At 66.2% G+C, this 22,289-nt stretch carries 14 protein-coding genes; all 14 read left to right on the forward strand.

Translation table 11 applies throughout. The features are described from left to right. The first annotated feature begins 189 nt into the window (after nt 1-189). A complete protein-coding gene (locus ACX40Y_RS14510; protein ID WP_459120280.1) occupies nt 190-3,315 on the forward strand; it encodes a TonB-dependent receptor in 3,126 nt (1,041 codons plus the stop codon). 127 nt (nt 3,316-3,442) lie between these two features. After that, nucleotides 3,443-4,165, forward strand: coding sequence for a SapC family protein (locus ACX40Y_RS14515; protein WP_459120281.1), 723 nt, complete (start codon nt 3,443-3,445; stop codon nt 4,163-4,165). Then, entirely contained in the window at nt 4,162-5,202 is a 1,041-nt protein-coding gene (locus ACX40Y_RS14520; protein WP_459120282.1) for a cupin-like domain-containing protein, read from the forward strand. Before ACX40Y_RS14515 ends, ACX40Y_RS14520 begins: the two co-directional genes overlap by 4 nt. Continuing rightward, nucleotides 5,199-6,710 (forward strand): tryptophan halogenase family protein, encoded by a 1,512-nt coding sequence (locus tag ACX40Y_RS14525; protein WP_459120283.1) that lies wholly within the window; start codon nt 5,199-5,201, stop codon nt 6,708-6,710. Before ACX40Y_RS14520 ends, ACX40Y_RS14525 begins: the two co-directional genes overlap by 4 nt. Before the next feature lie 251 nt (nt 6,711-6,961). After that, on the forward strand, nt 6,962-9,775 hold the full coding sequence (locus ACX40Y_RS14530) for a TonB-dependent receptor (protein ID WP_459120284.1): 2,814 nt from the start codon (nt 6,962-6,964) through the stop codon (nt 9,773-9,775). Nucleotides 9,776-9,854: 79 nt separating this feature from the next. Beyond that, nucleotides 9,855-10,658 carry a 2-keto-4-pentenoate hydratase gene (locus ACX40Y_RS14535; protein WP_459120285.1) on the forward strand — a complete coding sequence of 268 codons (804 nt, stop codon included), beginning with the start codon at nt 9,855-9,857 and terminating at the stop codon, nt 10,656-10,658. 25 nt (nt 10,659-10,683) lie between these two features. After that, nucleotides 10,684-11,973, forward strand: coding sequence for an MFS transporter (locus ACX40Y_RS14540; protein ID WP_459120286.1), 1,290 nt, complete (start codon nt 10,684-10,686; stop codon nt 11,971-11,973). A gap of 24 nt (nt 11,974-11,997) precedes the next feature. Continuing rightward, nucleotides 11,998-13,434, forward strand: coding sequence for a glucuronate isomerase (gene uxaC / locus ACX40Y_RS14545; protein ID WP_459120287.1), 1,437 nt, complete (start codon nt 11,998-12,000; stop codon nt 13,432-13,434). A 122-nt stretch (nt 13,435-13,556) separates the two neighbouring features. Then, nucleotides 13,557-14,192 (forward strand): RpiB/LacA/LacB family sugar-phosphate isomerase, encoded by a 636-nt coding sequence (locus ACX40Y_RS14550; protein ID WP_459120288.1) that lies wholly within the window; start codon nt 13,557-13,559, stop codon nt 14,190-14,192. Nucleotides 14,193-14,210: 18 nt separating this feature from the next. Further along, nucleotides 14,211-14,981 (forward strand): 2-dehydro-3-deoxy-D-gluconate 5-dehydrogenase KduD, encoded by a 771-nt coding sequence (kduD, locus tag ACX40Y_RS14555; protein ID WP_459120289.1) that lies wholly within the window; start codon nt 14,211-14,213, stop codon nt 14,979-14,981. Then, nucleotides 14,978-15,982: a PfkB family carbohydrate kinase gene (locus ACX40Y_RS14560; RefSeq protein ID WP_459120290.1), complete on the forward strand. Its 1,005-nt coding sequence runs from the start codon at nt 14,978-14,980 to the stop codon at nt 15,980-15,982. Before kduD ends, ACX40Y_RS14560 begins: the two co-directional genes overlap by 4 nt. After that, entirely contained in the window at nt 15,979-17,514 is a 1,536-nt protein-coding gene (locus ACX40Y_RS14565) for a carboxylesterase/lipase family protein (protein WP_459120291.1), read from the forward strand. Before ACX40Y_RS14560 ends, ACX40Y_RS14565 begins: the two co-directional genes overlap by 4 nt. A 44-nt stretch (nt 17,515-17,558) precedes the next feature. After that, the gene (locus tag ACX40Y_RS14570) at nt 17,559-18,593 is read left to right on the forward strand and encodes a LacI family DNA-binding transcriptional regulator (RefSeq protein WP_459120292.1); all 1,035 of its coding nucleotides are present in this window, start codon (nt 17,559-17,561) and stop codon (nt 18,591-18,593) included. 458 nt (nt 18,594-19,051) lie between these two features. Further along, complete coding sequence (locus tag ACX40Y_RS14575; protein WP_459120293.1) at nt 19,052-22,288, forward strand: TonB-dependent receptor domain-containing protein; 3,237 nt, start codon at nt 19,052-19,054, stop codon at nt 22,286-22,288. Nucleotide 22,289 lies beyond the last annotated feature (1 nt).

Raw genomic sequence — 22,289 nt, forward strand, 5'->3', positions numbered from 1 at the left:
AGTCGTCGGACACTGTTACATCGACAACACAGTCCCCTTCGAAATCAAACCTGTCTGACAGGTTTCGCCTTCTGCGATTGACAATGTTGTCGGGCGCGGTAGCGTTATCAACGTGCGGTGAAAGACCCGCCAACGATAATCGCGAAATGACGAACCGACGCCGCGCAGGGTGCCGGCACAGGAGGGGACATGATGAAGTTGCAGAAATCGACGGGATTAACGCGCTCGGCGTCCATGATTGCGGTCGCGGCGTGCATGCTGATGCCCGCAATCGCCCAGGCGCAGACTGACAGCGCTGCCACGCAAGAGACCCAGGGCGACGAGATCGTCGTCACCGGTATTCGCGCCAGCCTCGAGCGGTCGATCGCGATCAAGCGCGAGTCGCCGGGTATTGTCGACGCGATCTCGGCCGAAGACATCGGCAAGTTCCCCGACACCAACCTGGCCGAATCGCTCCAGCGCATTCCGGGCGTGTCGATCAACCGCACCAACGGCGAAGGCTCGCTGGTCACGGTCCGCGGCTTCGGCCCGAACTATAACCTGGTGACGCTCAACGGCCGCCAGCTCGCCGCGGCGAACGTCTCGGTGGTCGGCGGCGACCAGAATGCCGACAACGCCCAGGGCACGACGCGCTCGTTCGACTTTTCCAACCTCGCGACCGAAGGCGTCCGCACGCTGGAAGTCTACAAGACCGGCCGCGCGGCGGTGCCGTCGGGCGGCATCGGCGCGACGATCAACGTCGTCACGCGCCGCCCGCTCGACAACGGCACGCCGGGCTTCAGCGGCAGCGTGGGCGCCAAGGCAGTGTACGACACCAGCGTCGACGGCTGCCTCGACTGCGGATCGAAGGTGACGCCGGAATTTTCGGGCGTGGTGAGCTGGAGCGATCCCGAGCAGCGCTTCGGCGTCAACCTGTTCGGCAGCTACCAGAAGCGTAATTTCACCTCGATCGCGGCGACGTCGAACGACTGGAACATCATTCCCTACAGCACCTTCCTGACCGGCGGCTTCGCCCGCAGCTCGGGCGCGTGCACCGGCACGGTGACGCCGACCTGCACCGTGGTGAACAACGCACCGACCGATCCGAACCAGCTGGTCGCGATCCCCAATGACAGCCGCTACCACTATGCCGAGGGCAGCCGCGAGCGCATCAACGGGCAGGCGACCGTCCAGTTCAAGCCGACCGATTCGCTGACGCTGACCGCCGATGCGCTATATGCGCAGAACAAGCAGCGCGAAGAGCGTTCGGACGTGTCCAACTGGTTCAGCCGTCCGTTCGACGAAGTGACGTTCGACAGCAACCCGACCGTCGCGACCGCCACCTATCTGCACGAGACGATCGCCGGCCAGAAGGACGAGGGCTTCGAGGCTCAGTCGCGCGCGCAGAAGAGCAAGATCGAGGATTACGGCCTGAACGTCCGCTGGGACATGGCGCCGAACTTCTCGCTGACCGTCGACGGCCATATCAGCTCGGCATCGAGCCGCCCGGACAACGCCAACGGCAACAGCTCGACGCTGATGGGCATGGGCGCGAACGTCGTCGCCGCGCATTCGGTGACCTACCTGTCGGGCATCCCGCAGCAGGAAGTGACGTTCGGCGCCAGCGCGCCGCTGGACGTCAACGACGTCGGCTCGTCGATCGGCCGTACCCGCCGCTCGCTCCAGGACCAGAAGGTCAAGGAACTGCGCGCCGATTTCGGCTGGGATCTGGGCCTGGGCAGCCGGTTCGACTTCGGCGCGAACTATCGCAAGGTCGAGACCACGCAGACCTACACCGAAACGCAGCAGACGCTGGGCGACTGGGGCCTTGCCGCGCCGGGCGACGTCCAGCAGCAGGCGCCGGGCGCGCTGCAGGAGTTCTGCCTCGTCTGCAAGTTCAACCAGTTCGATCCGGGCAACGACCCCAATTCGCTGATCGCGTTCCGCGGCAATGCGGCGAACATCTATTCGATCATGTCGCCTTATTATGAGGGTCGCGGCAACGCGGTTGCGGTCAACAGCCGCAGCGACAACCGGGTGAACGAAGAGATCTGGGCGGCCTATGGCCAGGTGACCTGGGCCGGCGAGTTGGGCAATGCGCCGGCACGGCTGGTCGGCGGCCTGCGTTATGAGCACACCAAGTCGCACACCACCTCGCTCACCGCGATCCCGGGTTCGATCCAGTGGGATTCGGACAACGACTTCGTGGTCGTGCTGTCCGACGACAGCGAGTATCTGAGCGACGGCGGCAGCTATGACAATCTGCTGCCGCAGGTCGACTTCCAGGTCGAACTGAAGCGCAACCTGCTCGCCCGTGTGTCGTACAGCAAGACGATCGCCCGGCCGAATTACAACAGCCTCTATACCTCGGTCACCGTCTTCGGCCCGCCGCGTCCGACGGCGAATGGCGGCATCCCGACCGCGACCACCGGCAATGCCCGTCTGCGTCCGCTGATTTCGGACAATTTCGACGTGTCGCTGGAATGGTATTTCAAGCCGGACAGCTATGTGTCGGTCGCGTTCTTCGACAAGCGAGTACGCAACTTCATCGGCAACGGCCAGTATACGTCTGAACTGTTCGGCCTGAACGACCCGGCTTCGGGCCTTGCGGGCACCCGTTCGGGCGATGCGCGCGATGCGTTGCAGAGCATCGGTGCCGACACCAGCGACGTGAACCTCTATGTCCTCACCTCGCTGATCAACACCACCGGCTCGACTTCGGCGGCGCTGGCCGAGTTCAACCAGCATTACAACACGTCGACCCGTGCGCTGGACGATGCCTATGTCCAGACGATCAACAACGGCCCGCGCGTCGTGGCCAATGGCAACGACGTGGCCTACCAGTTCCAGGTGACGCAGCCGATCAACAACAAGGACGCCGAAATCTACGGCGTCGAGCTGGCCGGCCAGTATTTCCTGGGCCAGACCGGCTTCGGCGTCGCGGCGCAGTACACGCTGGTGCGCGGCGATGTGGGCTTCAACATCGGGGCGGACCCGTCGGAAGACCAGTTCGCGCTGATCGGCCTGAGCGACACCGCCAGCGCCACGCTGATCTATGAAAAGCACGGCCTGTCGGCGCGCGTTGCGTATAACTGGCGCGACAAGTTCCTTTCGGGGATCAATCGCGGCAATTCGCGCAACCCGGAGTTCACCGCGCCGTTCGGCCAGCTGGACATGAACATCAGCTATGAAGTCACGCCGCAGATCGCCGTTACCTTCGAAGGCATCAACCTGACCGAAGAGAGCGTGCGGACCTATGCCCGCGACGAGAAGCAGCTGTGGTTCGCGCAGGAGCTGGATCGTCGCTTCCTGCTCGGTGTCCGCTTCAAATATTGAGGCGCGCTGCATGACGAAGGGGCCGCTGCGGGAACGCGGCGGCCCTTTTGCTTCGGGTTGAGGGGCGCTCCGCTTTGCGCCATGCTGGCGCCACGGCAGATGCGATCCGAATTTGGGTGATGATTGAATGACGAGGCACGTCGCGCTCGATAATGTTGCGCACCAGTCGTTGCGGGTGGCGCTGCGCCACGGCGCGACGTTTGGCGACCAGGTGAACCAGATGGTGGTGCTGCCCACCGAGTTCGAGGAAGTGCAGCGCGAATTTCCGATCCTGCTGCGCAAGACCGATGCGGGGGAGATGGAGGCGCTGGCGCTGCTGGGCCTCGATCGCGACGAGAATCTGTTCTTCGACGGCGAGCGCTGGACCAGCCGCTATATCCCGGCATTGCAGCAGCGCGGGCCGTTTTCGATCGGACTGCCGGGCGACGATGCCCCGGCCGATCTGGGCCCGACGGTGCATGTCGATCTCGACGACCCGCGCGTCGGCGACGAGGCCGGCGAATTGCTGTTCCTGCCGCATGGCGGCGCCGGCCGCTATCTGGAGCATGTCAGCCGGGTGCTGTCACGGCTGCACGCCGGCATCGCGATGGCGCAACAGCTCTATCCGCTGCTCGACCGGCTCGGCCTGATCGAGCCGACGACGATCGAAGTGATGCTGAACGACGAGCAGCGCTACAAGATCGAGGGCTTCCACATCCTTTCGCGCGAGCGGCTGGACGGGCTGACGGTCGGCGCGATCGAGCAGCTGCACGGCATGGGCGGGCTGGCCCATGCCTATTGGCTGGCGGGATCGCTGGGCAATGTCCCCGCGCTGATCGAGCGAAAGAACGCGCGGATCGCGGCGCGGTGAACCAGGCGGCGGCGGTCGCACCGGCGGTGCGCGAACTGAACGGCATCGCGCCCGATGCGATCCCGTTCGACGCGCTGATGGCGGAGGGCGCGCCGGTGATCCTGCGCGGCGTGGCTGCCGACTGGCCGCTGGTCCGCGCCGGGCGCGAGTCCGCCGCTGCGGCGATGGCGGTGATCCGCCGCTTCGACGCCGGAAAGCCGGTGGTGACGTTCATCGGCGAGCCGGCGATCGGCGGGCGCTTTTTCTATGACGAGCACGTCACCGGCCTGAATTTCGAGGGGCGGCGGATGGCGCTGGCCGCGCTGTTCGATCAGATGCTGCCGCGGCTCGACGATGCGGCGGCGCCGAGCGTCTATGTCGGATCGACCGATCTCGACCAGTATCTGCCCGGCTTTCGCGGCGAGAATGATCTCGCGCTGACCCATCCCATGTTCGCCGAACATCCGCCGATCGCGAGCATCTGGATCGGCAACCGCACCACCGCGACCTGCCATTACGACATGTCGAACAACCTGGCGGTCTGCGCGGTCGGGCGGCGGCGCTTCACGCTGTTTCCGCCCGATCAGGTGGCGAACCTCTATCCCGGGCCGCTGGAGCCGACGCCCGGCGGGCAGGTGGTGAGCATGGTGGATTTCCAGGCGCCCGATTTCGATCGTCATCCGCGCTTCCGCGACGCGCTGGCGACGGCGCAGGTGGCGGAGATGGCGGCGGGCGACCTGCTCTTCTATCCGGCGATGTGGTGGCACCATGTCGAGGCGCTCGATCGCTTCAACGTGCTGGTCAATTACTGGTGGAACACCAGCCCCGGCTGGCTCGACACGCCGCAGCTGACGCTGCTCCATGCGCTGCTCAGCCTGCGCGACCGGCCGGATTCCGAAAAGGCGGCGTGGCGGGCGCTGTTCGATTATTATGTGTTCGGCCCGGCCGATCGGGCGGGCGCCCATCTGCCCGAGGCGGCGCGGGGGCCGCTGGGGCCGATCGACCAGGCGCAGGCGCGGCGGCTGCGCGCGCGGCTGCTGAACGGGCTCAATCGATGACATCAGGAGAGGCGAAGGTGCACGACCGTCCGGTGAAGCGCGTGGTGATTGCCGGCGGCGGCACGGCGGGCTGGATCGCGGCGGCGGCGCTGGCGCGACTGATCGGGCCGCTGATCGAGATCACGCTGATCGAATCGGACGAGATCGGCACGGTGGGCGTCGGCGAAAGCACGATCCCGACCGCGCGGACCTTTCACGACCTGCTGGGCATCGATGAGCAGGCGTTCATGCGCGCCACCGGATCGGCATTCAAGCTGGGCATCCAGTTCGAGGACTGGAACCGGCTGGGCGACGCCTACTTCCACAGCTTCGGCCAGATCGGCAAATCGATCTGGATGGGTGATTTCCACCATTTCTGGCTCCAGGCGAAGCGCGAGGGGTGGAGCGGACCGATCGGCGACTATTGCTTCGAGCTGAAGGCGGCGCTGGCCGGCAAGTTCGCGATTCCCGCCCAGGGCAAGGGGCAGATCAACTATGCCTATCACCTCGACGCGGGCCGCTATGCGCGCTTCCTGCGCGGCTTTGCCGAGCCGCTGGGCGTGCGGCGGATCGAGGGGCGGATCGCGCAGGTGGAGCAGGACGGCGAGAGCGGCTTCGTCACCGCGCTGGCGCTGGCATCGGGCGAGCGGGTCGAGGGCGAACTGTTCATCGACTGCACGGGCTTTCGCGGGCTGCTGATCGAGCAGGCGCTGGCGGCGGGCTATGAGGACTGGCGCCACTGGCTGCCGACCGACAGCGCGCTGGCGGTGCAGACCGACGCGGTGGCGCCGGCGGTGCCCTATACCCGCGCCGCCGCGCACCGGGCGGGCTGGCAATGGCGGATTCCGTTGCAGCACCGGGTGGGCAACGGGCTGGTCTATGCCCAGGCACATCTCGACGACGATGCGGCGCGGGCGCTGCTCGAATCGCGGATCAGCGGCGCGATGCGGGGCGAGCCGCGGCTGATCCGCTTTCAGGCGGGGCGGCGGCGCAAGGTGTGGGACCGCAACGTCGTCGCGATCGGGCTGGCGAGCGGCTTTGTCGAGCCGCTGGAATCGACGAGCATCCACCTGATCATGATCGCGGTGACGCGGCTGGTGCAGCTGTTCCCGTTCGACGGGGTGAATGCCGGCACGACGCGGCGCTTCAACGATCTGAGCCGCGCCGAGATTGAGAAGATCCGCGACTTCATCATCCTGCATTACCACCTGAACCAGCGCGGCGATGGCGGCTTCTGGGACCAGCTGCGCGACATGGCGATCCCCGACAGCCTGGCGGCGAGGATCGAGGCGTTTCGCGAGGGCGCGATCGCTTGGCAGGGATCGGACGACCTGTTCCGCGTCGACAGCTGGGTGCAGGTGATGCTGGGGCAGGGGCTGGTGCCGCGGCGCCACCATCATATGGGCGCGCTGCTGCCGCCGGGCGAGTTCCGCGAGGCGATGGCGGCGGTGCGCGACAATATCGACCGCGCGGTGGCGGGGATGCCAGCGCACGAATCGTTCCTGTTCGACTACGCCCGCGCCGACTGAGCGCGCCCGCGAGTCGCGCGGGAACCGGTATCATCATGACGGGGCGGAGAACGCGCTGACGCGGCCGAAAGGGCGGCGCTCGAGGCGCGGATTTCGGGGTTTTTTGGACGAGAGCGGGTGCGTTTTCCGCCGAAGCGTCGACTGGCGCTCGTCGCAAGCGGATTGACCTTCGCGTTTGACACCGGTAGCAAAGGCGCCATGCCAAACAACCGACGACCCGGAACAGGGCGCGGTCAGGAGAGGAGAGGCAGATGGGACATGCATTTTCGTCGCGCATGGTCGCGGCATTCGGAGGGGTATCGGCGATCGCCGTGATGGTAGCCGGTGCATGGCCGGCGAGCGCGCAGGCGCAGGAGGCGCCGTCCGAGCGCGAGGTGCCCAACCCGCTCAGCCAGGCCGAGAGCGAAGAGATCATCGTCACCGGCTTTCGCGGCTCGCTCGACCGTGCGATCTCGCTGAAGCGCGATACGGTCGGCTCGGTCGACGCGATCCTTGCCGAGGACATCGCCAAATTCCCTGACCAGAATCTCGCCGAATCGCTCCAGCGCATTCCGGGCATCGCGATCACCCGCGACGGCGGCGAAGGGCGCCAGATCACCGTGCGCGGCCTGGGCGCGGGCTATACCCGCGTGCGGATCAACGGGATGGAGACGATCGCCACCTCGGCAGGCGAGGGCGGCCCCAATCGCGGACGCGATTTCGACTTCAACGTGTTCGCATCCGAACTGTTCAGCTCGCTGGTGGTCCACAAGACCGCCGAGGCGAATCTGGACGAAGGATCGCTGGGCGCGGTGGTCGACCTGAACACCGGCAACCCGATGGGGCTGAAATCCGGGCTGACGATCGGCCTGAACGCCAAGGCGCAGTATAACGACCTGTCGAAGGACTGGGGCCCGCGGCTTTCGGGCCTGATCGGCTACAAGGCGCCGAGCGGGGTGATCGCGGCGTCGGCATCGGTCGCCTGGTCGAAATACGACATTCTGGAAGTGGGCAACAACACCGTGCGCTGGCAGCAGGCGCGGTTCAATTCGGTCGACGGGACGCCGTGCTTCACGCGGAATGGTAGCGGCGGCAGCTATGTGAACAGCCCGGTGTGCGACGCGGCCTCGCTCGCCTTCCACCCGCGCATCCCGCGCTATGGCGAGATCGGCCATGAGCGCGAGCGGCTGGGCGTGACCGGCAGCGTGCAGATCAAGCCGGCGGAAAACACGCTGATCTCGCTCGACGGCCTGTTCGCGCGCTATGACGAGACGCGCACCGAGAAATGGGCCGAGGTGCTGTTCCGATCGAACGAGCGCGGCATCGACCTGGCCGATGTCACGATCGACGACGACAACAACATGGTCGCCGCGACGGTGAACAACGCCTGGGTGCGGATCGAGAATTTCCGCCGCGAATCACGCACCGATTTCTACCAGTACAACGGCAAGATCGAGCAGACCTTCTCCGACCGGTTCAAGGCGACGCTGTTCGGCGGCGCATCGCGATCCAAGGCGGACGTGCCGAGCGAGACGACGATCATTTTCGACAGCCGCAACGTCAACGGCTATCGCTTCGACTATTCGAACATGGACCTGCCGCTGCTGGCATTCCCCGACGGCACGATGACGCCGTCCAATTTCCAGTTCGCCGAATTCCGTGATCGCCCGTCGGAAGTGACCAACAAGTACCGGACCGCGAAGCTGGACCTCGACTGGAAGGTGACCGATGATTTCGGGTTGCTGGGCGGGCCGTTCTTCCGCCGGTTCGAGTTCGACACGACCGAGGCGGCGCGCGATTCGACCTATTGCGCGGCGTTCACCTGCGCCACCGGCACGTACGGCGCGCCGGTGACAGATGCGATCTCGCAGCTCTACACGCTGCCCGATGTCGGCAAGGCGCCATCGGGCACGACACTGACCTATCTGATCCCGAACATCGACGCCGCGGCCGAGATGATCGACCTGTATAACCGCCCGCTCAACCCCACCGCGGCGAACATCCGCAACGTGGTGGAGAAGGATTATGGCGGCTATCTCCAGGCCAATTTCAAGGGATCGCTGTTCGGGCTCGACTATGCGGCGAATGCGGGCATCCGCTATATCCGCACCGATGTCTCCTCGACCGGAATCAACAATTCGCAGACGGTGACGGTCGACCGCAGCTATGAGGACTGGCTGCCGTCGGTCAACATCGCCTTCTATCCGACCGAGAGCGTCATCGTTCGCGGTGCCGTGGCGAAGGTGATGACGCGGCCGGGGCTGGGCAGCCTGACGCCGGGCGGATCGGTCGACGGGTTCAACTATCGGATCAGCTTCGGCAATCCGGCGCTCAACCCGACCCGCGCGACCACCTTCGACGCGGCGATCGAATGGTATTTCCAGCCACAGGCGGTGCTGTCGCTGGCGGCCTTTGCCAAGGATATCGAGAGCTTCCCGATTTCCGACACCACGACCGGCACCTATGCGTCGACCGGCCTGCCGCTGTCGCTGATCCTTGCCAGTTCGCCGGCCGCCGCCAATCCCGAAGGCCAGCCCTGGACGATCAACACGACGATCAACGGCCCCGGCGCCAAAATCAAGGGCCTGGAACTGAGCCTGCAGACGCCGTTCGGCTTCGTCTGGGACAAGCTGCGCAACTTCGGCATGCTGGCCAACGTCACCTATGTCGACTCGAACGTCGACTATACCGTCCGCACCGCGGCGACGACGGTGGGCACGGGCAGTTTCCCGGTACTCGGCACCGAGCTGGTCACCGCGCCGCTGCTCGGCCTTTCGAAATGGTCGTACAACGGCACGCTCTATTACGAGGACAAGAAGTTCAGCATCCGCGGATCGGTGGCCTATCGATCGGGCTATCGCGACGGCACCAGCGCCACGGGCAATGTGTTCGAAGGCTATAACAGCACGTTCAACGCGGACCTGTCCGTCAGCTATGCGCTGACGCCGTATCTCGACCTGACGTTCGAGGGGATCAACCTGACCGACAATTACCAGGACCGGTTCGTCGATGCGGCGACCGATCGCAATTATGAATATGACCATACCGGCCGCGTGTTCCTGTTTGGCGCGCGGGCCAAATTCTGATCCGGGTGGGCGGACGGGCTGGCTCGCCGCCCGTCCACCCCACCCATCCAGCAATCGCAACTGAAGGCACGCTCCGCTGATGCACGGCACCTCGAACACTGACATTGTCGCCCAGGCCTTCGTGGCGGCACGACGGGCGGGCAGGGCGCTCCCCGACTATCCGGGGCAGCGACCGGAGACGCTGGCCGACGCCTATGCGATCCAGGCGCGCGCGATCGCGCTGATGGCCGCGCCCGTCGCCGGATGGAAGGTCGGCCGGATCGGCGACGCGCTGGTCGACCGATATGGCGCCAACCGGCTGGCCGGGCCGATCTTTCCCGACCTTGTCGTCGAGGCAGCGGCCGAGGGCACGCCGCCGACGATGAATGTGTTCGGCGAAGGCTTTGCCGCCGCCGAAGCCGAGTTCCTGCTCCGCCTGGGCGCGCTGCCCGCCAGCTTCGACCGCGAATGGACCAACGACGCGGTGGCCGCGCATGTCGACGAGGTGCGGCTGGGGATCGAGATTGCCAGTTCGCCCTATCCGGGTATCAATGCCGACGGGCCGGCGGTGACCGTTTCCGATTTCGGCAACAATCACGGCCTCGTAATTGGCCAGACAATTTCTCCCGAAAGTGATTTCCTTGTCTGGCCAGTCGCGCTATCGATCGACGGGGAAGTGGCCGGCGAGGGCGCGGCGAGCACCATGCTCGACGGGCCGTTCGGTGCGGTTCGCTTCCTGTTTGAACTGGCGGCGCGGGGAATCGTCACCCTGGCGCAGGGCCAGTGGATTTCGACCGGTGCGGTCACCGGCGTCCATCCCGTTCGCCCCGGCGCGCGGGTGGTGGCACGCTTTGGATCGGACCGGACGGTGGAATGCATGATCGGCGAGGGATCGGCACGCTGACCCGAAGCCGACGGAGAGGGGTTGCATGGTAGAGGTTGGTCAGGCTGCGGTTTCCGGCGCCACGGCGCGAATGGGGCGCAGGCGTTGGGTGATCGTTGCGCTGCTGTTTGCGGCGACGATCATCAACTATGTCGATCGCCAGATGATCGGCGTGCTCAAGCCCACGCTGATGGCCGATCTGAACTGGACCGAGCAGGATTTTGCCGGCGTCATCATCTGGTTCCAGTTCGCCTATGCGATCGGCTATATCGTGTTCGGCAAGGTGGTGGATCAGGTCGGCGCGCGCGTCGGCTATACGATCGCCTTCGTTATCTGGCAGGTCGCGCACATCCTGCACGGCGCCGCGCACAGCATGACCCAGTTCGCGATCGCCCGTTTCGCGCTGGGCATCGGCGAATCGGGCAATTTCCCCGCCGGCATCAAGGCGGTGACCGAATGGTTCCCCGCCAAGGAACGCGCCTTCGCAATCGGCGTGTTCAACGCCGGCGCCAATATCGGCGCGGTGCTGACCCCGCTGATCATCCCGTATATGGTGCTGGCCTGGGGCTGGCGTGCGGCATTCGTCATCACGGGCGTGGTGAGCTTTGCCTGGCTGATCGCGTGGTGGACGATGTACCGCACGCCGCGCCAGCACCCCAAGGTGTCGCCGGGCGAGCTCGCCTGGATCGAGCAGGACCCCGCCGATCCCGTCGTCCCGCTGGGCTATGGCGCGGTACTCAAGCGCCGCGAGACCTGGGCTTACGGCCTGGGCAAGTTCTTCATCGATCCGGTGTGGTGGTTCTTCCTGTTCTGGCTGCCGGGCTATCTGTTCGAGCGCTATGAACTGAACCTGCTGACCTTCGGCATTCCGCTCGCGGCGATCTACCTGATCTCCGATTTCGGCAGCGTCGTCGGCGGCTGGATGTCGTCGCGGATGATGAAGGCGGGTTATACCGCCAATGTCGCGCGAAAGGCGACGATGTTCGTCTGCGCCTGTGCGGTGCTGCCGGTGCTGTTCGCCGAATCGATTTCGAGCGTGTGGGGCGCGGTGCTGGTGATCGGTCTTGCGACCGCGGCGCACCAGGCCTTTTCCGCCAACCTCTATGCGCTGCCGGCCGATGTGTTCCCGCGCGGCGCGGTGGGATCGGTGATCGGCATCGGCGGCACGATGGGCGCCGTGGGCGGCATCCTGATGTCCTTCTATGCCGGCGAGGTGCTGGAGCGGCTGGGCACCTATTGGCCCCTGTTCGCGGTGGCGGGCAGCGCCTATTTCGTGGCGCTCGCCTGTGTCCATTTCCTGTCGCCGCGGCTCGCCCGTGTCGACATGAGCGCCTGACCCGAACGCGTACCGGAGTATCCGATGGCCAAGCCGCTGAAGCTCGATCCCGACCGGCTGTTGCCGGCCGAGGACCGCACCCGCGCGATCGCGCGCGAACTCTACAGGGAAGTGGCGGGGCTGCCGATCATCAGCCCGCACGGCCATACCGATCCGACCTGGTTTTCGACCAACGCCAACTGGTCCAACGCCACCGAGCTGCTGCTCTCGCCCGACCATTATATCTACCGAATGCTCTATTCGCAGGGCGTGTCGCTCGACGCGCTGTGCGTGCCGAGCAAGGCGGGCATGCCGGCGACCGATCCGCGCGCGGCGTGGCGGACCTTTGCCGAGCATCTCCATCTGTTCCGCGGCACCCCCTCGGCGATGTGGCTGGGCCATGTGTTCGGCGAGGTGTTCGGCTTCGACGTGGCACTGGATGGTGACACGGCCGATTTCTATTACGACACGATCAACGAGAAGCTGGCGAGCGACGAGTTCCGCCCGCGCGCGCTGTTCGATCGCTTCAACATCGAGTTCCTCGCCACCACCGAGGGGCCGCAGGACGACCTCTCGTCGCACCACGCGATCAAGGAGTCGGGCTGGGGCGGCCGCGTCGTCACCACCTATCGCCCCGATGCGGTGATCGATGTGGAGCATGAGCAGTTCCACGGCGCGCTCAAGGTGTTTGCCGAGAAGACTGGCGAGGACGTGTATAGCTGGGACGGCTATCTTGCCGCGCACCGCAAGCGCCGCGCCGATTTCCGCGCGGCCGGCGCCACCGCCACCGATCATGGCCACCCGACCGCGCAGACGGCCGATCTGGGCAAGGACGAGGCCGAGCGGCTGTTCCGCACGATCCTGTCCGATCGCTGGACCCCGGCCGATGCCGAGCTGTTCCGCGCGCAGATGCTGACCGAGATGGCGGCGATGAGCGTGGAGGACGGGATGGTGATGCAGATCCATCCGGGCAGCTTCCGCAACCATAATGGCGGGCTGTTCGCCAGCCACGGACGCGACAAGGGCGCCGACATCCCGATGGCGACCGATTATGTCCACAGCCTGAAGCCGCTGCTCGACCGGTTCGGCACCTCGACCGAACTGTCGATCATCCTCTTCACGCTCGACGAGACGGTCTATGCGCGCGAACTGGCGCCGCTGGCGGGGCATTATCCGTGCCTGAAGCTGGGGCCGTCCTGGTGGTTCCACGACAGCCCCGAAGGCATGCGCCGCTTCCGCGAGCAGGTGACCGAGACGGCGGGGTTCTACAACACCGTCGGCTTCAACGACGATACGCGGGCATTCCTTTCGATCCCGGCGCGGCACGATGTCGCGCGGCGGATCGATTGCGGCTTCCTGGCGCAGCTGGTGGCCGAGGGGCGGCTGCTCGACTGGGAGGCGGCGGAGCTGGCGTTCGAGCTGACCAACGGGCTGGTGCGCCGCGCGTACAAGCTGGGGGAACCGGCGCGGGCAGGACGCTGAGCGCGACAAGCGGTTGAAATATCGGGTGCGGCGGGCGAAATGTCTGCCGTATCCGCGAAAACATGAGCGTCGCCGTGCCGGCTATGGTAACCGGTGTCGCTTGCAGCAGAGGGACGAGGACCATGAAGATTGCGCTGATCACCGAGAACAGCCAGGCCGCCAAGAACGGGATCATCCACAAGGCGCTGACCAACGTTGCCGAGCCGCTGGGCCACCAGGTGTTCAATTACGGCATGTATTCGGCCGAGGATAGCGCGTCGCTGACCTATGTGATGAACGGGCTGCTCACCGGCATCCTGCTCAATTCGAAGGCGGTGGATTTCGTGGTGACGGGCTGTGGCACCGGCATGGGTTCGATGCTCGCCTGCAACGCGATGCCCGGCGTGTTCTGCGGCCTGGTGATCGATCCGACCGACGCCTTTCTGTTCGGCCAGATCAACGACGGCAACGCGATCTCGATGCCCTATGCCAAGGGGTTCGGCTGGGCGGCGGAACTCAATCTGGAGGACGTCTATCGCAAGCTGTTCGAGGGCGAGCGCGGGCTGGGCTATCCCAAGGAGCGCGCCGAGATCATGCGCAAGAACCGCGGCATCCTGGCCGAGCTGAAGCGCGCGACGTGCAACGACATGCTCACCGTGCTGAAGACGGTGGACCAGGACCTGCTGCGCGCGGCGATCGCGGGCGAGAAGTTCGCCGAACATTTCTACCCCAATTCGCAGGACGAGGCGATCAGCGCCTATCTGCGCAGCCTTTCGTAAGGCGGGCGGGGAGCGATGATGACCAACCCGTTCGACCTTGGCGGCCAGGTGGCCGTCATCACCGGCGCGAATACCGGCATCGGCCAGGGGATTGCGCTGGCGCTGGCGGCGGCGGGGGCGGACATCGCCGCCGTCGGCCGCACGCCGGCCGAGGAAACCGTGCGCAAGGCGCGTGCGCTTGGCCGCCGGGCGGAGATCATTTCCGCCGACCTTTCCACGATCGAGCCTGTGCAAAAGGTTGTGGACGAGGCTGTGGATAAGCTGGGGAAGATCGACATCCTGGTGAACAATGCCGGGATCATCCGCCGCGCCGACAGCCTTGATTTCAGCGAAGAAGACTGGGACGCGGTGGTCGACACCAACCTGAAGTCGGTGTTCTTCCTGTGCCAGGCGGCGGGCAGGTTCATGGTGCGGCGCTTCGGCGAGACCGGCGAGCGGGGGCGGATCATCAACATCGCCTCGATGCTCACCTTTCAGGGCGGTATCCGCGTGCCGAGCTACACCGCGTCCAAATCGGGCATTGGCGGGCTCACCAAGCTGCTGGCGAACGAATGGGCGGGGAGGGGCGTGAACGTGAACGCGATCGCGCCGGGCTATATCGCCACCAACAACACCGCCGCGCTCCAGGCCGACGAGACGCGCAACCGCCAGATTCTCGAGCGGATTCCGGCGGGGCGCTGGGGCGATCCCGAGGATTTGGGCGGCGCGGCGGTCTTCCTTGCGTCGCGCGCTTCGGATTATGTGCAGGGCCATGTTCTCGCCGTCGACGGAGGCTGGCTGGCACGATGACGTTCGCGTTCTTCGGGGAAATGATGCTGCGGCTGTCGCCGCCGGGCCGCGAACTGCTGTTGCAGACGCCGAAGCTCGACGTGGCGATTGCGGGCGCGGAGGCGAATGTCGCGACCGGGCTGGCGTGCCTGGGCCATGACGTGGCGATGATCAGCGCGGTGGCGGACAATGCGCTGGGCGTCGCCGCGATCGGCGAACTGCGCCGGCGCGGGGTGGATACCCGCCACGTCGTGGCCGAGGCGGGGCGCATGGGCCTGTATTTCCTCACCCCCGGCGCCGGGCTGCGCGCGTCGGAGATCGTGTACGACCGCGCGCATTCGGTGTTCGCGAACCGGCCGGCCGAGGCGTGGGACTGGGACGCGCTGCTGGCGGGCGTGACCCGGCTGCACCTTTCGGGCATCACGCCGGCGCTGGGGGCGAACACCGCCGCCGCCGCCATCGCCGCGGCGGAGGCGGCGAGCGCGCGCGGCATCGCCGTGTCGTTCGACGGCAATTACCGCGCCAAGCTGTGGGAAGCATGGGACAGCGATCCGCGCGGCGTGCTGACGCAGCTGATCCGCCATGCCGATGTGCTGTTCGGCAACCATCGCGACATATCGCTGCTGCTGGGCGAAGGCTTCTCGGGCGACGGGCCGGAGCGGCGGCGCGAGGCGGCGGAGGCGGCGTTCGCGGCGTTCCCGAAGCTGCAGCTGATCGCCTCGACCGCCCGGCACGTGGATGACGTGGACAGCCACCGCATCGCTGCGCGCGTCGATACCCGCGAGGGCGGGCACCAGACCGACGAGCTGCGCGTCAGCGGCATCGTCGACCGGATCGGCGGCGGCGACGCCTTTGCCGCCGGCGTGCTGCATGGCCTGCTGGAAGGCGGCGATGCGTGCGCGATGGCCGAGGCCGGGCTGGCGCTGACCGCGCTCAAGCATTCGCTGCCCGGTGACGCCAGCCTGTTTACCCGCGCGGATCTTGCCGCCTTTGCCGAGGGCGGGCTGGACGTGCGACGGTGACGAGTCGGCGCGCGGTGCTGGCGGGCGGGCTTGCGCTCACCCTGCCGCCGCGCGCCTGGGCGGCCGGCGATCCGGTGGTGGAGGCGCCGGCCGGGCGCTTTACAGGGATGCGGGAAGGGGGGCTCTCGCGCTTCCTGGGCATTCGCTATGGCCGAGCCGAGCGGTTCCGCGCGCCCGTCGCCGCGCCGCGCGCCGAGGTGTCCGCGCAGGCATTCGGGCCGATCTGTCCGCAGCGCGGGCTGAAGGACGAGCCGCAATCCGAGGATTGCCTGTTCCTCAACATCTGGACGCCGGGCACCGAACGCGCGGCGCGGCGGCCGGTGATGGTCTATTTCCACGGCGGCGCCTATTCGAACGGCAGCGTCACCGATCCGCTGAACGACGGCGCGACGCTGGCGCGGGCCGAGGACGTGGTGGTGGTGACGGTGAACCACCGGCTCAATGCGTTCGGCTATCTCTATCTCGCCCGGCTCGACCCGCGCTTTCCCGATAGCGGTAATGCCGGCCAGCTCGACCTGATACTGGCGCTGCGCTGGATCCGCGACAATATCGCCAGCTTCGGCGGCGATCCCGGCCGCGTGTTCCTGTTCGGCCAGTCGGGCGGGGGCGCCAAGATCGCGACGCTGATGGGGATGCCGGCGGCCAAGGGACTGTTCCACAGCGCCGCGACGATGAGCGGCCAGCAAGTCACCGCATCGGGACCGCTCAACGCCACCGCACGGGCGCGGGCGTTTCTGGAACGGCTGGCGGGCGGGCTCGACGCGGTGGCGACGCTGCCGGCCGAGAAACTGGTCGAGGCGCAGGACGCGCGCGACCCGATCCTGGGCGGGGGCGTCTATTTCGGGCCGGTGCTCGACATGCGCTGGCTCACCCGCCATCCGTTCTGGCCCGATGCGAACCCGCAGTCGCTGGCCATTCCGATGATCCTCGGCAACACGCATGACGAGACGCGCGCCTTCATCGATCCGCAGTCGGCGCGCATCCGCACGCTGGACTGGGGCAATCTCGCCGAGCGCATGGCGCCCGAGCTGAAGATCGATGTGCTGCCCGAATGGGTGGTCGCCGAATATCGCGCGCAGTTTCCGGCCGATACGCCGCAGGACATTTTCTACCGCGCCACCACCGCCGGGCGCAGCTGGCGCGGGCAGGTGATCGAGGCGGATGCGCGTGCCGCGGCCGGCGCGAAGGCGACCTGGGTCTATCAGGTCGATTTCGCTTCGCCGACCCAGCCCGAGCGCGGTGCGCCGCACACGATCGACATCGCGCTCGCCTTTGGCACGCTGGCGGCGCCGGGTTCCTATACCGGCACCGGCCCGGCGGCGCAGCGACTGAGCCGGCAGGTGATGGGCGCCTTCGCATCGCTGGCGCGCAGCGGCCGGCCCGCCGCGCCGGGGCTGCCCGACTGGCGACCCTATACGCTGCCCGATCGCGCGACGATGCTGTTCGATGCGACCAGCCGGATGGCCGACGATCCGCGCCGCTGGCAGCGCGAGCTGTTCGCCCGCATCCCCTATATCCAGCCGGGCAGCTGAAAGCGGCTATCGCCATGGCGCGCATCTACCGCTAGCATCCGCCGATGCAGAAGACGGGGAAGCCCACGATCAACGATGTCGCCCGGCTGTCCGGCGTTTCCAAGAAGACGGTCAGCCGCGTCATCAACCGTTCGCCGCTGCTGAACGAGGACACGCGGGCGAAGGTGGAAACGGTGATCGCGCAGCTGGGCTATGTGCCCAATGTGCAGGCGCGCGCGCTGGCGCTGCGCCGCAATTTCCTGCTCGGGCTGATCCACGACAATCCGAACGCGCAGATGGTGATGAACGTCCAGGCGGGCATTCTGGAGGCGATCCGCGACACCGAGTTCGAGCTGATCGTCCGGCCGATTGATCGCGGTTCCTCGACCGTGCTCGCCGATGTGCGTACCTTTCTGGAGCGGCAGCGGCTGTACGGCGTGCTGATCCTGCCGCCGGTTTCCGAGAACGACATGATCGCCGAGCTGTGCGAGAGCCTGGGCACCCGCTATGTCCGCATGGGCTCCGCCACGCTTGATGTGCCGGACCATATGGTCGCATCGAACGACAGCGAAGTGGTGGAAGAAGCCGTCCAGCACCTGATCGCGCTGGGCCATCGCCGCATCGGCCTGATCGCCGGGCCGCACGGCTTCCGATCGGCCCGCGAGCGGCGCAAGGGATTTGAGCAGGCGCTGTCGGCGGCGGGGATCAAGCTGCCGCGCAGCATGATCGCCGACGGCAATTACACGTTCGACAGCGGCCTGGCGGCTGCGGAGCGGCTGCTGGACCTGTCGCCGCGCCCGACGGCGATCTTCGCGTCGAACGACGAGATGGCGGCGGCGGTGATGCATGCGGCGCGGCGGCGACGCATGGAGATTCCCGACGACCTGTCGATCATCGGGTTCGACGACACGGCGATCGCATCGCAGGTATGGCCGCCGATGACGACGGTGCACTGGCCGATCATCTCGATGGGGCGTTCGGCCGCGCTGAAACTGCTCGGCGATTATTTCGGCGACCCCCAGGGCGTCGAGGAGCCGTCGATGTTCCCGTCGACGCTGATCCACCGCGCATCGGTGGCGCCGCCGCGCAGCGACGACTGATCGCGACGTTCGTTGACGACGACGGCGGTCGGCTGCCGTCATTTGCTTTGCTTTGCCGACATCGTGGTCCGACGCCCCGCCAGGCGGGCGGAAGGCGGGCTTGTGGCGCCCGCGCTGCACCGGCATGAAAACTTGCATCGCTATAAATGACACCGGTTGACTTGCGCCAAAATCGTGCAACAAATGCGGCAATACAGGCGCTCACGCGCTTGCGCCAAGGCGAGCCCAAGATTCGCCGGAGGTGGAGGAGAGAGATGCCGCGGCCGCTACCAGCGTAGTGTTCTGCGGAAACTGTGGCGCCGGGGGTGTGCCTCACAGATCGATTTCCTGTGTCCTCAGCGCAGCGCCGACATGCTTGGCAAGATGCGAACGGGGAGGTTGGAATGGCTTTTGGTTGCGGGTCTTCGACGGTAGGGCGCCGCCAGGTGCGGCATGGCGCCTCGCTTGGCGCGGTGGGAATGGCGCTTTTGCTGGCCGCGCCGGCCTGGGCGCAGCAGCAGACGCCCGGCAATGCCGTTGCCGCCGCCGATGAACGGCGCGACGCCGACATGCAGGAGTCGCAGTCGGGCGTCGATGCACAGAGCGAGGAGATCGTTGTCACCGGTTTCCGTGCCTCGTTGCAGAATGCGCTGAACCTGAAGCGCAACTCCAACCAGATCATCGATGCGATCACCGCCGAGGACATTGCCGATTTCCCCGACGCCAATCTGGCGGAATCGATCCAGCGGCTGCCGGGCGTCTCGATCGATCGCGACAATGGCGAGGGCCGATCAATCACGGTGCGCGGCCTGGGCGGCGATTTCCAGATGGTGCGGCTGAACGGTGCCGATGCGCAGAATGTGGCGGGCGGCAACCAGTCCGACGCGGGCGCCAATCGCAGCCGCGGGTTCGATTTCAACACCTTCGCCTCCGAACTGTTCGGCGGGGTGAAGATCACCAAGTCGACCGCCGCTGAGAATGACGAAGGCTCGCTGGGCGCGATCATCGACCTGACGACCGGCCGCCCGCTCGCCTATAAGGGCAATCGCTTCGCGGTCGGGGCCGAGGGCGAGTATCGCGAGAACGGCAAGACGTGGAACCCGCGCCTGACCGGGCTGGCATCGGTCAAGCTGACCGACAATTTCGGCGTGCTCGTCTCCGGCGCGTACCAGAAGCAGGAGCAGCAGCTCGATTCCTATCGCCGCGGCATCGGCGCGTTCGAATATGTCTATCGCAACTCGCAGATCGCGGGCGTGACGCCGCCCACTTATGGCTTTGCCCGTCCCGGCGGCACCGGCGCGACCTTCGGCTCCGATCCGGCCGCCTATGCTGCACTGGCATCGGACACGCTGATCCCGACGCTGCCGTCGATCAACCGGCAGGAACTCAGCTATGAGCGGCTGGGCCTGACCGCGACGGCGCAGTGGCGCCCGACCGAGCGGACCGAGATCGTGCTCGACGGCGTCTATTCCAAATATGACCAGGACAGCCGGCTGGCCGGCATCACCACGATCGGCCTGAACCGCAACGGCACCAATTCGCGCGCGACGCAGAACACGCTGCGCGCGCCCGGCACCACCAACGGCTATGCCGATCGCGTGGCGCTCTATCCGGTCTGCACCCAGAGCGCGATCGTCGATTGCGGCCAGCAGCTTTACGGCAGCACGGTGCTGCCCGGCTATTTCAACAGCTATAATCCCAATAATCTCAGCGCATTCGATTATTACAACAATCCGAATTCGCCCGGCTATGTCGCGACGACGAACCAGACGGGTTATTACACCCAGCTGATTGGCCGGCCCAACACGGTGCTGCGCGACGTGCATGTCAACGATGCGGGGCAGGCGGATTATCTGGCGCTCGACCGGGTCGACTGGCGCAGCTCGATCGACACGCAGCGCGGATCGACCGAGTTCAAGCAGGCGACGCTCAATCTGCGCCAGGATTTCGGCGACCGGCTGACGATGGAAGGCACCATCGGCTGGTCGAAATCGGTGTTCGACGCGACCGGCTATCTCGCCGAATTCAACGCGATCGACCAGAATGGCTATGTGTTCGACGAACGCGACGGGGGCAAGATGCCGGTGTTCAGCCCCGGCTTCAACGTCGCCGATCCGAACGCCTGGACGCTGGTGAAGGGCCTCTCGACGATCCGCGTGTTCAAGAACACCGTCACCAACGAATATCGCGTCGGCCGGCTGAACTTCGCGTTCGAGGCGGTGCCGGAAATGACGCTGCGCTTCGGCGGCACGTACAAGAAATACGACTTTTCGGCCGACCAGCTGCGCCGCAACCAGCGGATCGAGGCGCTGAACCCGACGCTGGCCGAGGCCAATCTGAGCATCACCGATCTGGGCAAGGTCTATGGTTTTGGCCAGGGGCTCGACGTGCCGGCGGGGACGCCGACCAGTTTCTATGCCCCCGATCTGGGCAAGTTCATCAATGCGTTCGGCATCGATTGCAACTGCGTCAACAAATGGGGCGATTTCCGCGTGGTCGCCGATGGGCGCCAGGGCGGTGCGGTGAGCGAGCGCGACATTTCGGGCTTCTTCCAGGTGGATTACAACCTGATGCTGCTGGGCCGCCCGCTGCGCGGCAATGCCGGCCTGCGCGTTGCGAACACGCGCGTCGAGGGCTTTGGCAATATCGGCGGCGCGGACGGCGTGGTGGGCACGCCGGTGGTCGGCACCAACGAATATTGGGACTGGCTGCCGTCGATGAACGCGAACTGGGAAGTGGCCGACGACTTCCTGATCCGGTTCGCCGCCGCGAAGGTGATGGCGCGTCCGCAGCTGGGCAATCTTTCGCCGGGCACCCAGTCCTTTTCGACCGGGCTGGCGACCTCCGGCGCGGCGCCGTCGCTCACCGTCGGCAACCCCTATCTGAGCCCGTTCCGCGCGACCAATCTCGACCTGAGCTTCGAGAAGTATTTCCGTAACAACGGCCTGCTTGCGGTGTCGCTGTTCAAGAAGAATCTCGACAGTTTCCCGCAGCAGATCGCGGGCGAGGCGCCGCTTTCGACCGTGTTCGAGCCGGCGGTGTATCAGCAGGTGCTCGACTCGATCACCAGCCCGACGCTGCGTGCCTATACCGAGGCGGGCGGCACCTGGGCGATACGCCAGTACAAGGACGCGCCAGGCGGCACGATCAAGGGCATCGAGGTGAATGCCCAGACCGATTTCTGGTTCCTGCCCGCGCCGTTCGACAAGATGGGGGTGATCGCCAACTACACCCATATCGAATCGAGCCTGAGCTACCTGACCGGCACGGTGCTTTCGACGACGCAGACCGGCACCAGCTCGACGGCGCAGAATATCTATGCCGACGGGCCGTTCCTGAATACCTCGCCCGATGCGTTCAACGCGACGATCTATTACGAGAACAAGCTGTGGTCGCTGCGCTTCTCGGGGGCGTATCGCACCCGCTATGTCAATCGCTTCCCGCTGGCGACGGGCACCTGTTCGGTGGGCACCACGACCAATGGCGGCGCGGCGTGCAACTCGCCGGTGGTGGCCGATTTCGGCTATAACGAGGACACGTTCAACCTCGACTTCGCGTTCGCGATCAACGTGACCGACTTTGCCCGGTTCACGGTGGAGGGGCGCAACCTGACCAACCAGACGCAGTATCGGACGATGTATGCGGACAACCCCGTGTCGCAGACCTATGGCAGCACGGGCCGCATCATCACCGCCGGCGTGCGGATGACCTTCTGAC

Source organism: Sphingomonas sp. RS6 (assembly GCF_054489705.1).